We start from the raw sequence: 12,602 nt of genomic DNA on the forward strand, positions 1-12,602 counted from the left end.
ATGGAGCAATATAAGCGTATTTTACTGAAAGAATTTGATAGTCGGCAGAAGGTCATTACAGAGCTGACCAACCTGGAGGCAATTTTAAACTTGCCCAAAGGTACGGAGCTGTATATCAGTGACATTCACGGGGAGTTTGCTGCTTTTGACTATATTTTGAGAAGCTGTGCAGGTATCCTCAATGAGAAAATTAAGGACTGTTTTGGGGACAGCTTGTCAGAAGCTCATAAGGATCGGCTGTCAGCGCTGGTTTCCTATCCTGAGCTTGTGCTGGGGGAAGAAACTAAAGGTCAAGACTGGTATCAGGAAACTATTCCACAGCTCTTGAACTTGCTGGCTTTTGCAGGTGCGAAATACAGTCGCTCCAAGGTCAGGAAAGCCTTGCCGCCCCAGTATGCCTATATTATCGAGGAGCTCCTCTATAGTGACAGGGCTTTGGCTGATAAAAAATCCTATTTTGAGAATATCTTGACTTATGTGATTGAATTGCGGGAAGCGGTGCCTTTTATCTTAGGCTTAGCCCGAAGTATTCGGCAGTTGTTGATTGACCATCTGCATGTGGTTGGAGATATTTTTGACCGAGGAGCTAGCAGTGCTCAGGTCATGGATGAACTGCAGCATTTTCACTCTCTTGATATTCAGTGGGGTAATCACGACATTATCTGGATGGGAGCCTTTTTTGGTTCCAAGGCTTGCTTGCTCAATGTGCTGCGCATTGCAGCTCGCTATGGCTATCTCTGGGATATCGAGAAAGATTATGGTTTAAACCTGCGCTCCTTGACTCTTTTTGCGGACAAGACTTACCAGTCTAATCCCAAGTTTAGGCCTATTCTTGGTGCTAGAGAGCAGGAGTTTTCAGATGAGGAAATTCTGCAACTGGAAAAGGTTCACCAAGCCTTAGCGATTATCCAGTTCAAGCTGGAAAATCAACTAATCAAACGGCGGCCTGAATTCCAGATGCAGGACCATGTGATGCTGGACAAGATTGATTATTGGGAAGAAAGTGTTACGATTGACGATACCAAGCATCCCCTGGTTAACACCTGCTTCCAAACTATCAATCCGGAAAATCCGTCAGCTTTGACACCAGAAGAAAATCAAGCTGTAGACAGTATGATGGCCTCATTCCAAAATTCTCTTAAGATGGCTGAGCATATGAGTCTTCTGATGAACAAGGGCTCTATGTATAAGATTTACAACCATCACTTGCTTTTTCACGGCTGCATTCCTCTGGAGCCGTCAGGAGAATTCCAGCCTTTCATTCTCAATCAAGCCCATTATTCAGGCAAGGAATTGCTGGATTTCTTTGAGTATCATATTCGACAGTCGGCCAAGAACAAGGAAGTGGGTGATGATTTGTCGACTGACTTGATTTGGTATTGCTGGAAAGGTAAGCTATCACCCCTGTTTGGCAAAGAAAAGATGACTACCTTGGAGCGTTATTTCATTGAAGATAAGGGCACCCACAAGGAAGTGGAAAATTCTTATTTTTCTTATCGTAATTCTGAGAAAGTCTGTCAGCTGATTTTGGAAGAATTTGGTCTCTTTTCTCAAGAGTCTAGGATGGTCAACGGTCATACTCCAGTTAAGACGGGCAAGGGAGAATCTCCTATTCGAGGTGGTGGTTTGCTCTTCGTTATTGATGGAGGTTTGTGTGAGGCCTATCAGAAGAAAACTGGAACGGCCGGCTATTCACTGCTCAATAATTCCTATGGCTTCCAGCTGGTGACCCATCAACCTTTCCAAAATGCTCAAAAAGTTGTGGAATCTCCTTTTGCTCAGACCTCTCTGAAAAAGGTGATTGAAAATGTAGAGGAACGAACCCTCATCAAATCTACTACCATAGGTCAGAGCTTGTTAGCTCAACAACAGGAACTCTTTGGCTTGCTGCATGAGTTTTATGACCGATGATTTTTAGTCCTAAGTTCTAGCAGAATTTAGGGCTTTTCTTTCTTGTTCCAGCTTCTCTTTCGTGTTACAATAGGAGTATTGAAATTTAGAGGAAAGAACATGATTTATTTAGATAATTCAGCGACAACCAAGCCTTATCCTGAGGCTTTGGCCGCTTACACAGAGGTCGCTTCTAAAATCTGGGGCAATCCATCCAGTCTGCACAGTTTAGGCAGTCAGGCAACCCGTCTCTTAGAAGCTTCACGCAGGCAAATAGCAGAGCTTTTAGGCAAGTCTTCTTCGGAGATTTTTTTTACGTCCGGAGGAACAGAAGGGGACAACTGGGTGCTTAAAGGAGTTGCTTTTGATAAGATTCCTTTTGGAAAACACATCATCGTATCCAACATTGAGCATCCCGCGGTCAAAGAATCAGCCCTCTGGTTGCAGAACCAAGGGTTTGAAATAGATTTTGCCCCAGTGGATAAGGCAGGTTTTGTCAATGTAGACAAGTTAGCAGAGTTGATTCGACCAGACACTACTCTGGTCTCCATCATGGCTGTCAATAATGAAATTGGCAGTATCCAGCCCATTCAGAAGATATCCGAACTGCTAGCAAACAAACCGACTATTTCCTTTCATGTGGACGCTGTACAGGCTGTTACGAAGATTCCAACAGCTGCTTATCTGACGGATCGCGTGGATTTTGCGACATTTTCCAGTCATAAATTTCACGGTCTTCGGGGTGTAGGATTTGTCTATATCAAGTCTGGCAAGAAAATCAGTCCCCTCTTGACCGGTGGCGGCCAGGAGGCGGACAAGCGCTCAACGACAGAAAATTTAGCTGGTATTGCAGCGACGGCCAAGGCTCTGAGGCTGTCTATGGAAAAGCAAGAAGTATCTGCCCAGCGGACGGCTCAGATGAAGAAGATTCTCCTTGAAGAGTTGCAGAAGTATCCAGATGTGGTAATTTTCTCAGACATAGAAGATTTCGCGCCACATATACTAACCTTTGGTATCAAGGGGGTTCGTGGGGAAGTTATAGTCCATGCTTTTGAAGACTACGAGATTTATATCTCGACTACCAGTGCCTGCTCTTCTAAGGTTGGAAAGCCGGCAGGAACCTTAATCGCCATGGGAGTAGAAAAATCGCTCGCTCAGACAGCTGTCCGTATCAGTTTGGATCTTGACAACGATATGAGTCAGATGGAGCAGTTTTTGACAAACTTTAAAATTATTTACGAAAAAACAAGAAAAGTAAGGTAAAAAATGCATTATTCAGAAATTATGGTACGCTACGGTGAACTCTCAACCAAGGGCAAGAACCGCATGCGCTTTATCAACAAACTCAAACGCAATATCCAATCAGTCTTATCAATCTATCCGCAGGTCCATGTCAAGGCCGACCGTGACCGCACTCATATCTATCTGCAAGGGACCGATTATCAGCCGGTCGCTGAATCACTCAAGCAGATTTTTGGGATTCAGAATTTCTCACCATCTTATAGGGTTAAAAAGTCTGTACCAGCCTTGATTGAAGCTGTTCAAACCATCATGAAGCAAGTCTATCAGGAAGGGATGACATTTAAGATTACCAGCAAGCGCAGTGACCATAGCTTTGAGTTAGATAGCCGCGAGCTTAACCAAACTCTGGGAGACGCTGTTTTTATGGCCATTCCAAATGTTCAGGTCAAAATGAAAGCGCCAGATATTGAACTGCGCGTTGAGATTCGCGAAGAAGCAGCCTATATCTCCTATGAGACCATTCGAGGTGCCGGAGGTTTGCCAGTTGGTACTTCAGGTAAGGGTATGCTCATGCTCTCAGGTGGGATTGACTCACCGGTGGCTGGCTATCTTGCTCTCAAGCGCGGTGTAGATATCGAGGCGGTTCACTTTGCCAGTCCGCCTTACACCAGTCCAGGTGCGTTGAAAAAAGCTCAAGATTTGACGCGAAAATTGACCAAGTTCGGTGGCAACATCCAGTTTATCGAAGTGCCTTTTACAGAGATTCAGGAGGAAATCAAGGCCAAGGCTCCAGAAGCCTACCTGATGACACTGACTCGTCGCTTTATGATGCGGATTACGGACCGGATTCGAGAGGAGCGAGGCGCTCAAGTCATTATCAACGGAGAAAGTCTTGGTCAGGTGGCCAGTCAAACCATTGAGAGTATGCAGGCTATCAATGCCGTGACCAATACACCGGTTATCCGTCCTGTTGTGACGATGGACAAGCTGGAAATAATTGAGATTGCAGAGAAAATTGATACTTTCCAAATCTCTATACAGCCATTTGAAGACTGCTGTACCATTTTTGCGCCAGACCGGCCTAAAACCAATCCGAAAATCAAGAATGCTGAGAAGTACGAAACTCGCCTAGATGTTGAAGGTTTGGTAGAACGTGCTGTAGCAGGAATTATGATTACAGAAATCAGACCAGAAGCTGAGATCGACGAAGTGGATGAGTTGATTGAAGGGCTCTTGTAAAAGTGAGAGAAGGTGACGTTTATGCTTGCTGTTTTTCTCTTAATTCCTTTTCTGCTGATTCGTTTTCCTTTATTAGGTCATTTCGGCAAAAACGCTTTGTCACGCGCAGCTTATTTTGCACCAGTACAAGGAAAGGAAAAGATAGCTTATATGATTTATCAATTGAGCAATCTAGCCTTGTTCATAACTCCTGTTTTGCTTGAAATCAAGTTTGATTTTTCTGTTTTCTTCTATGCTGGAGTGGCTATCTACCTGCTTGGTTTGGCTTTGTGTGCTATCAGTATGAGGGATTTCACTAGACCAGATGCAAACGGCATGAATACAGAGGGCCTTTATCGCTATTCCCGTAATCCCATGTATATAGCTTACTTTCTTTGTTTTTTGGGAATAGCTTTTTTGACCAAATCAATGATTTTCTTTCTGATTTTAGTGACTTTTCAGGCTGCGGCCCACTGGATTATCCTCTCTGAGGAGCGCTGGTGTCTTGAAAGATTTGGGAAAGCTTATCAAGACTATCAAGATAGGGTACGGCGTTATATTTAGAATTTTTTTGAACTAATAATTATTTAGTAAAGCAGTTAGCAGATAACAATAGAAAATAATATTTATCTGATTTGTAACAAAATTAATACTAGATGGAGTTTGAGATGGGATATTGGGATTATTTTTCGAGAGGCTTGCTTCAATCATTTTCTTAGAAAGACGGCTATGACAATGCTTTGTTAAGAGAGGTGCCAGGGGAATCATATTTGTTAGGTGTCTTCTCACATTCTTTGTTAGCCGTATTGATTACTTTCCTTGTTTTTTATGGTTTAAATATTGCTAAATTAAAAGCAGGTTCTTGGAAAGCTCTTATTAGCAAAGAATATCAAAAGAACCCAGTTAAATCTGTATTAGTTCTTGGTTTTGGTTTACCAATTACGATTCTTGTTCTTGTTTTTTATGAAGTTCATAGACCTATAGAAGCTCTATATGTTTATGAATATTTCAAAGAACAAAACGTGCACCCTGATATTGTTCGCTTAATCGATATAGATATACATACTACGACTGGTAAGTATGGAAGAAAGATATTCAGTAATCTTATCTTCATAGTTGAAACAAAAGAAGGGACTCGTAAAGTGAACATTTCCGATGCCACACAGTATGAGGCAGAATTTTTAAAAGAAAATCTTGAAACGCCAACAAATATTCCCGTTCATTTAAATAGCAAGGGTGAAGTAGTCCTAGTTCATTAGTGAACAAAATCTAAAGATAATCCTTGAAAATCCGTTTTCATGAGATGAAAAAGCTTGCTAAAGAGCTGCAGAAGTGCTATACTTATAGAGTTGACTATGCACATTCCTGTGCAACCGCACGAACATCGTTGCTCGTCGTATAACAAATTTAAACTTCGTCATTATCGCCTTGCCTAACACAAGTTATGCCTTCGGCTCAATTCCTAGTTTATTCTTTGTTATACTTAGAGCTTTTCTCTTAAGTGGTTCGTCCCACGATGCTAGGCGAGTCTTCACAAAATCCGGGGAAACCCTAAAAATCATAGGAGGTGCATAATGAGCACATACGCAATCATTAAAACTGGCGGAAAACAAGTTAAAGTTGAAGTTGGTCAAGCAATCTACGTTGAAAAGTTAAACGCTGAAGCTGGTCAAGATGTTACTTTTGACGAAGTTGTTCTTGTTGGTGGTGAAAACACTGTTGTCGGAACTCCGCTTGTTGCTGGAGCTTCTGTTGTCGGAACTGTTGAAAAACAAGGCAAGCAAAAGAAGGTTGTTACTTACAAGTACAAACCTAAAAAAGGTAGCCATCGTAAACAAGGTCACCGTCAACCATATACAAAAGTTGTCATCAACGCTATCAACGCTTAATTTTAAGGAGATTAAATGATACACGCAGTCTTTGAAAGAGCCGAAGATGGCGAACTGAGGCGTGCAGAAATCACAGGTCACGCCGCGAGTGGCGAATACGGCTATGATGTCGTGTGTGCGTCCGTTTCGACGCTCGCCATTAATTTTGTCAATTCAGTTGAGAAATTCGCAGGCTACGAACCGACCTTAGAATTAAACGAAGATGAAGGTGGATTCTTACGGGTTGAAATCCCGACAGATATTGCACCGAGCCAGAGAGAGATGACTCAGCTTTTCTTTGAATCATTTTTCCTAGGAATGGCAAACTTATCGGAGGACTCATCTGAGTTCGTCCAAACCAGAGTTATCACAGAAAACTAACACGGAGGAAAACATTATGTTAAAAATGAATCTTGCTAACTTGCAACTATTCGCCCACAAAAAAGGTGGAGGTTCCACATCTAACGGACGTGATTCACAAGCAAAACGTCTGGGAGCTAAAGCAGCTGACGGTCAAACCGTAACAGGTGGTTCTATCCTTTACCGTCAACGCGGCACTCACATCCATGCAGGTGTCAACGTTGGACGCGGCGGAGATGATACTTTGTTCGCAAAAGTTGAAGGCGTAGTACGCTTTGAGCGCAAAGGACGCGATAAGAAACAAGTTTCTGTTTACCCAATCGCTAAATAATTAATAAGAAATCCCCATGCTCGGATATTGAGCATGGGGATTTCTTATTAGAGACGGCACGATAAAGCATTTATTTAATAATTCATGATGTTGCTCATCAATTTTAGCATATAAACTCTGATAATATTCTAAAATTTTAATTTTTAGACTAATAAAAATTTGAAATCGCTTGCAGTTCCTATTTTTTTATGTTATTCTATATAAAATAGATGCAATCATGTTTCTAAATCTAAAAAGATAAGGAGAAATTATGGAAAAAGAATCATTTAAACTTCCAGGCTTTTCATTATATAAATTAAAAGTTGGATTAGCATCAGCAACTCTTCTATTTGCCTTTTCACAAGCTTCGCATGTTTTTGCAGACCAGGTTGGTACACCACCTTCATCAAGCGGTATAGCAAAAACTGAAGCAGTAAGCTCTCCGATTGAAGCTGCTGGTGCTGAAATTGCTGCTGATACGACGAAACCTGTTGTTGAAGAATCTACAGCGAAACCAGGAGATTTGATCGATGTCTCAAAAAATGTATCACCTGTTGATGTCAAAGAAAGTCAAGAAGGCAATCAAACAGTCCGTGTAGAAATGTCGACTGTTGATGTTACAAAGACAGAAGTGGCTCCGGCAAAGGTTGATAAGGCGCCAGAGCCAATAACTAGACGTACTGAAAATACTTTATCTGGCACAGATGAAAATGGAAATCCCTATACGCAGTATGAGCGAGTAGATAAGACTACAACTATTACCTACACCTCAACGCCACCAACTGTGACAAAAGCTGGTTCAGCTGATATTGTATTTGTTGTCGACCGTTCAGGATCCATGGGTGGCACAATTGATATTGTTCGTGCAAATATTAATGAATTTGTACGAAATATTACTAAAGAGGGGATTACAGCACGTTTTGGCTTGGCAACATTTAGTGATGAAGTTTACGGCCGTAATTCTGGCAGCAAAGATGAAGATACGGTTCTAACACGGTTTGGGTCATCTTATTTTACAACTGATCCGGCTGAGCTCGAAAAAGCGTTAGCTGCGATTCGTATAGCGAGTGGAGGAGATACTCCAGAAACACCAACTCCTGCCCTGAACCAGATTATTTCGACCTATGATTGGTCTAAGTCATCTAAAAATAAGAAATTCGTCGTTTTATTAACAGATGCTGAAATGAAAGAAGACCCTTCAATTCCAACGGTTGCTGATACACTTGCGGCTTTGAAGGCTGCTGGTATAGAAAGAACCGTAGCAACGGTAAAAGCGATTGAGGGAATTTACAAAAATTTTGCAACAGAAGGCAGAGTGCTTGATATCGAAAATAACCTAGCTGATGCTCTAACAAAAGGAACCACTTCATGGATTGTTGAAAGTGTCAATGAAGCTCGTTACTATAAAATCATAAAAGATAGTTATCAATTCTATCTTGAACGTCGTACTACAATGCCTACATCTACCGTCTATCATGTTCAAGCACCAACACTTTTGGCCAAATCTGAACAGTCTCTTCCTAAAACAGGAAGTAGCGAAAAGGCAGTCTATAGTGTTGTGGGGCTTGGTTTGCTTCTGACTGGATTGGGGCTAGGTATTAGTGTAAGAAAATCAGAAGAACAATAACCATCTGCTAAAAAATGAATTTCCCATTAGAGGGGTTTTGAATAAAACAAACACCAGAAACGAAGACACACGTTCTCATTTCTGGTGTTTTTCATTATGGTGTAACTTCTTCGTCTTTTATATTGACAACGCCATACCAATTTGCATAATAGGTCTTTCCTTTGTAGTTGACAATAGTTTCCCTATAAAGTTCACCATACTCACCAAAGTAATAGTAATACTTGCCAATCTTAAAAAGACCGTTTTCATAAGCTGTTCCATCTTCACCAAAGTAATAAGTATATTCAGAGTAACTAACAAATCTGTTTTTAACCATTTCTCCGTTAGAATCAAAGAAGTATAGTTTGCCATCAATAGTGTAAGTATTGATGACCCTTCGTCCTTTTTCGTCGAAATAATACGTCTTCCCAGTTGGGCTGGTATAGAAAGATTTTTTTAGATTCGTCGGAATTTGTTCAGCTGGGTCATCTTGAACTTTGTATGTATTACCATAGCGGTCCGCCCTGTAGTATTTACCCTCGTGAAGAACGATTCTATTTTCAATTCTTTCACCAGACTCATCATAAAAAGCGCCAGGGAACTCACGCTTAGGTGCTTCCGGAACTTTGATAGGTTCAGAATCATCAAAGATAGTAGGGTCGTCCTCAATGTCGGGTACACTAGGATCGTAAATACCAACTTCACGCCTAGAAGCCCAGTCTGGGATTGACTTGTTCTCCGCTTGGACTGTTCCGGTGGAAATCAAAGCAGCTGCCAAAGTCGCAGCAGAAGCGAGTGAAAGACCCAGCAAGTAGTGTCGGTTGAACATTGCTTTAGTGTTCTTTTCTTGTCTCATAGCAAATCCTTTCTATGCAACTGTTAGTATAAGATTAAAGAATCTCATTTTTAACAGTTAGGTTATGTTGTTTCTATAAAATTATACCTCTGTAACATTTCTATAATATTGTAATATTATTTCATTTTTATAGAGATTATATTACTAATTGGTGATAAAAACAAACAAGAATCAGATAATATGTAAACGTTTACAAACATAATTTTTTGTGCTATTATTATAGGGATGAAAGGAGAATGCCTATGATGAAAAGGTATAAATTGCTATTGGTACTTGCCTTGTCATTGCTAGTTTTTTGGCCATTGGGAGCCATAAAAGCAGATACGGCTAATCAGTCGCCTGAATCTGCTAACCAGTCTGAGCAAGCAAGTGCTGCAGTTGTAACGGACTCTTCTGATAGTAGTGCAGGGGTTAGGGGCACGCCAAGTCATGATGGTCAGATTGCTGCAAAAGCTCTGCCGGTCTCTGATGCTCCGTCAGTCGCAACTACTGAAGCAGATGATTCAAGTCAAGCTGCAAACGCGGGTAAATTGGTAGAAGCTTCTGCCAAGCCAGCGACTGCCCAGGCTACAGAAGTTTCTTCAGGTGCCAATCAGGCGCAAGGTCAGGCGGCGAGTGATGCACCTTCGGCTTCTAAGAGAGTACAGGAGCTTGTGGCGGATATGACAGTTCGTCAGAAGATTACACAGATGTTGATGCCGGACTTCAGAAAATGGCAGCAAGAGGGCCAAGCCGCCCAGTCCGATATGACGGAGCTTAATAAAGAAGTGGCAGAAGCGGTTGATAAATACGACTTTGGTGGTGTCATTCTCTTTGCTGAGAATGTGAAGGGAACTGCTCAAACCTTAGCCTTGACTCAGGCTCTGCAGCAAGCAGCTATTAGCAACCAAGCTAATAATGGCAAGCTGCCGCTCTTGCTCGCTATAGACCAAGAAGGTGGTATCGTCTATCGTTTGGGCAGCGGGACAGCTCTTCCTGGCAACATGGCAGTCGGAGCGACGCGAGATCCAGAATTGGCTAATCAAGCAGGTCAAATTATCGGACGGGAACTATCGGCTCTAGGTTTGAATGTCAACTTTGCTCCGGTTTTTGATACAAATAATAATCCGCAGAATCCAGTTATTGGTTTGCGTTCCTTCTCTTCAGATCCTAAGGTTGTTGCTCGTTTGGGAACGGCTATGATGGAGGGGATTCAGAAATACAATGTCGCAGTAGCGGCTAAGCATTTTCCTGGGCATGGTGATACGGCGGTGGATTCTCACACTGGTCTGCCTCTGGTAGATAAGTCATATGCTGAGCTTGAAGCTCTGGAGTTGCTGCCTTTCAAGGCTGCCATTGACAAAAACGCTGATATGCTGATGACAGCTCATATTCAATATCCTCAGATCGAAAAAGACACGGTTATATCTAAGCAAACTGGGGAAACCATTTATATCCCTGCCACCTTGTCAGATGACATTATTACCGGCATTGTTCGTAAAAAGTTCGGCTACAAGGGAGTGGTAGTATCTGATGCTATGGGCATGGATGCGATTGCCAAAAACTTCGGAGAATCTGAAGCGGCTATCATGGCTATTAAGTCAGGTGTGGATGTAGTTCTGATGCCAACTGTCTTACGCAGCAAGAGTGATTTGGCCAAGATTGATAAGATTATCAGTGATATTGAGCAGGCGGTTCAGAGAGGCGATATTCCAGTCAGCAGATTGGATGAGTCAGTGACGCGAATCTTGAATCTAAAAGAAAAACGGGGTGTTTTAGACTTTGACCCATCTGAGCGAACCCAAGCCAAGGCTGAAGCAACTGTTGGCTCAGAGTTAAACAGAGATACCGAGAGAAAAATCGCTGCTAGTGCAGTAACGGTAGTTAAAAACGATGATACTGTTCTGCCCTTTAAGGTCAAATCTGGCGACAGAATTTTGCTGTTAGCAGCCTATGACGATGAAGTGCCTGGACTAGAGTTGGGTGTCAAGCGTTTGATAGCTGACGGAGTGATTCCGGCAGGTGTCACATACGAAGCGCTGAACTACAGCAAGACAACCAAGTTGGAAGATTTGAAAGGAAAGATTGACCAGGCTACTCACCTTGTCCTAATCTCTGAAATTGGTCGTCAATCTCAACTGGCTAGCGATTTCTGGCTGACAAGGGTTCCGACAGAAGTCGTGGACTATGCAAATGCAAGTGGAAGGCAAGCAGCTGTCATGAGCATTTCCAAACCTTATGATGTAGCGAATTATCCTAATGCCAAGGCTATAGTAGCGGTTTATGGAAACAAGGGTATGGATCCAACTGAGTCTCTGAAGCCGGACAATGCTTTCGGTCCTAATATCCCGGCTGGAGTGGAAGTGATTTTCAACGGTCAAAAACATGTTGGAACGCTACCAGTGAATGTACCACGTATCAAGGATGGTATCATGTCTGAGACAGAGGTTGCCTATCCTATCGGACACGGCCTCTTTTATACCGATCCAGTTAAGGATATCACAGTCAATGTTCCTACATCAGCTCAGCTAGATCAGCCTTTTACAGCTACGGTTACCCTGAGTGGATTAAATGGTCTAGAGAAAAATGACTATCGTCTTGCTCTTAAGATGGATACTCAACATTTCAGCATTCTCCCTAGTCCAGACTATACCATCTCTGGTGATACTGTTCTGATTTCTAAAAAAGCCAATGATACTAATCCGGTTGAGATTGGCTTGAAAGGCTTAGTAGAAGGTCAGTTCAGTCCAGTTGTGTCTCTAACATTGATTGACAGTCAAGACAGAGAATTCAGCATGGGAGAAGATTATCACAAGGAGCTTGTTCAGATTACTGCAGCTAGGCAGAGCATCATGGCTCCAGGTCAACAAAATCCTCCGCAGTTGAATTTGCGTTCTGTTGAACCTGTAAGTCCTCGTCGGAAACTAAGTCAGCAGGCTCCGCTGGTAAGTCAGCTTCCTAAAACAGGAGACAGCAGAAGTTTGTTCTTAGTCTTGCTGGGTGTCTTGTTCTTGTTTGGAGTTGTCTATCTGTATAGCTTATCATGCCGAAAACTCTAAGAAATAAAAGAACGAGCAAGCATTGTTAAACTTCTAACAGTTCTAGTCATTCTTGATAAAATAACAAAAAGGAAGAATCCGAGACAACTTTGCAGTAAAAGCGGATTCTTCCTTTTTTATTTAGAAATTTGCAGATATGCAGTAATGGAAAGCTTTGTGAGCTTGCTAAAAGCACCCGCCCTTAGATATTTTACTCAACTGTCATCGGTTTACT

The 12,602-nt window shown here is 42.1% G+C and carries 11 protein-coding genes; 10 read left to right on the forward strand and 1 reads right to left on the reverse strand.

All coding sequences use genetic code 11. The features are described 5' to 3' along the window. From K1J09_RS09755 to K1J09_RS09795, 9 genes are all read left to right on the forward strand, one after another. Positions 1 to 1,911 carry a fructose-1,6-bisphosphatase gene (locus K1J09_RS09755; protein ID WP_223323994.1) on the forward strand — a complete coding sequence of 637 codons (1,911 nt, stop codon included), beginning with the start codon at positions 1 to 3 and terminating at the stop codon, positions 1,909 to 1,911. A 99-nt stretch (positions 1,912 to 2,010) separates the two neighbouring features. Further along, positions 2,011 to 3,153: a cysteine desulfurase family protein gene (locus tag K1J09_RS09760; RefSeq protein ID WP_223323995.1), complete on the forward strand. Its 1,143-nt coding sequence runs from the start codon at positions 2,011 to 2,013 to the stop codon at positions 3,151 to 3,153. Positions 3,154 to 3,156: 3 nt separating this feature from the next. Continuing rightward, positions 3,157 to 4,371: a tRNA uracil 4-sulfurtransferase ThiI gene (thiI, locus tag K1J09_RS09765; protein ID WP_125330955.1), complete on the forward strand. Its 1,215-nt coding sequence runs from the start codon at positions 3,157 to 3,159 to the stop codon at positions 4,369 to 4,371. 21 nt (positions 4,372 to 4,392) lie between these two features. Continuing rightward, on the forward strand, positions 4,393 to 4,914 hold the full coding sequence (locus K1J09_RS09770) for a methyltransferase family protein (protein ID WP_125330954.1): 522 nt from the start codon (positions 4,393 to 4,395) through the stop codon (positions 4,912 to 4,914). Between the two features lie 206 nt (positions 4,915 to 5,120). Beyond that, positions 5,121 to 5,609: a hypothetical protein gene (locus K1J09_RS09775; RefSeq protein ID WP_223323996.1), complete on the forward strand. Its 489-nt coding sequence runs from the start codon at positions 5,121 to 5,123 to the stop codon at positions 5,607 to 5,609. 315 nt (positions 5,610 to 5,924) lie between these two features. Next, positions 5,925 to 6,239 carry a 50S ribosomal protein L21 gene (rplU, locus tag K1J09_RS09780; RefSeq protein WP_002904398.1) on the forward strand — a complete coding sequence of 105 codons (315 nt, stop codon included), beginning with the start codon at positions 5,925 to 5,927 and terminating at the stop codon, positions 6,237 to 6,239. 15 nt (positions 6,240 to 6,254) lie between these two features. Continuing rightward, the gene (locus K1J09_RS09785) at positions 6,255 to 6,599 is read left to right on the forward strand and encodes a ribosomal-processing cysteine protease Prp (protein ID WP_002930300.1); all 345 of its coding nucleotides are present in this window, start codon (positions 6,255 to 6,257) and stop codon (positions 6,597 to 6,599) included. 16 nt (positions 6,600 to 6,615) lie between these two features. Next, the gene (gene rpmA / locus K1J09_RS09790) at positions 6,616 to 6,909 is read left to right on the forward strand and encodes a 50S ribosomal protein L27 (protein ID WP_002895619.1); all 294 of its coding nucleotides are present in this window, start codon (positions 6,616 to 6,618) and stop codon (positions 6,907 to 6,909) included. A gap of 250 nt (positions 6,910 to 7,159) precedes the next feature. After that, on the forward strand, positions 7,160 to 8,515 hold the full coding sequence (locus K1J09_RS09795; protein WP_125330953.1) for a vWA domain-containing protein: 1,356 nt from the start codon (positions 7,160 to 7,162) through the stop codon (positions 8,513 to 8,515). A gap of 94 nt (positions 8,516 to 8,609) precedes the next feature. Here the strand turns inward: K1J09_RS09795 and K1J09_RS09800 are convergent, their stop codons facing one another. Then, complete coding sequence (locus K1J09_RS09800) at positions 8,610 to 9,350, reverse strand: hypothetical protein (protein WP_125330952.1); 741 nt, start codon at positions 9,348 to 9,350, stop codon at positions 8,610 to 8,612. Positions 9,351 to 9,586: 236 nt separating this feature from the next. Between K1J09_RS09800 and K1J09_RS09805 the strand changes: the two genes are divergently transcribed. Beyond that, positions 9,587 to 12,388: a glycoside hydrolase family 3 protein gene (locus tag K1J09_RS09805; protein ID WP_223323997.1), complete on the forward strand. Its 2,802-nt coding sequence runs from the start codon at positions 9,587 to 9,589 to the stop codon at positions 12,386 to 12,388. Positions 12,389 to 12,602 lie beyond the last annotated feature (214 nt).

The organism is Streptococcus sanguinis (assembly GCF_019928825.1).
In the GTDB taxonomy this organism is placed as follows: Bacteria; Bacillota; Bacilli; order Lactobacillales; family Streptococcaceae; genus Streptococcus; species Streptococcus sanguinis_L.

Bases quoted from the DNA above. Each gene is read 5' to 3' on its own strand.
- K1J09_RS09755 (WP_223323994.1), top strand. From the start codon at position 1: ATGGAGCAATATAAGCGTATTTTACTGAAAGAATTTGATAGTCGGCAG.
- K1J09_RS09760 (WP_223323995.1), top strand. From the start codon at position 2,011: ATGATTTATTTAGATAATTCAGCGACAACCAAGCCTTATCCTGAGGCT.
- thiI (WP_125330955.1), top strand. From the start codon at position 3,157: ATGCATTATTCAGAAATTATGGTACGCTACGGTGAACTCTCAACCAAG.
- K1J09_RS09770 (WP_125330954.1), top strand. From the start codon at position 4,393: ATGCTTGCTGTTTTTCTCTTAATTCCTTTTCTGCTGATTCGTTTTCCT.
- rplU (WP_002904398.1), top strand. From the start codon at position 5,925: ATGAGCACATACGCAATCATTAAAACTGGCGGAAAACAAGTTAAAGTT.
- K1J09_RS09785 (WP_002930300.1), top strand. From the start codon at position 6,255: ATGATACACGCAGTCTTTGAAAGAGCCGAAGATGGCGAACTGAGGCGT.
- rpmA (WP_002895619.1), top strand. From the start codon at position 6,616: ATGTTAAAAATGAATCTTGCTAACTTGCAACTATTCGCCCACAAAAAA.
- K1J09_RS09795 (WP_125330953.1), top strand. From the start codon at position 7,160: ATGGAAAAAGAATCATTTAAACTTCCAGGCTTTTCATTATATAAATTA.
- K1J09_RS09800 (WP_125330952.1), bottom strand. From the start codon at position 9,350: ATGAGACAAGAAAAGAACACTAAAGCAATGTTCAACCGACACTACTTG.
- K1J09_RS09805 (WP_223323997.1), top strand. From the start codon at position 9,587: ATGCCTATGATGAAAAGGTATAAATTGCTATTGGTACTTGCCTTGTCA.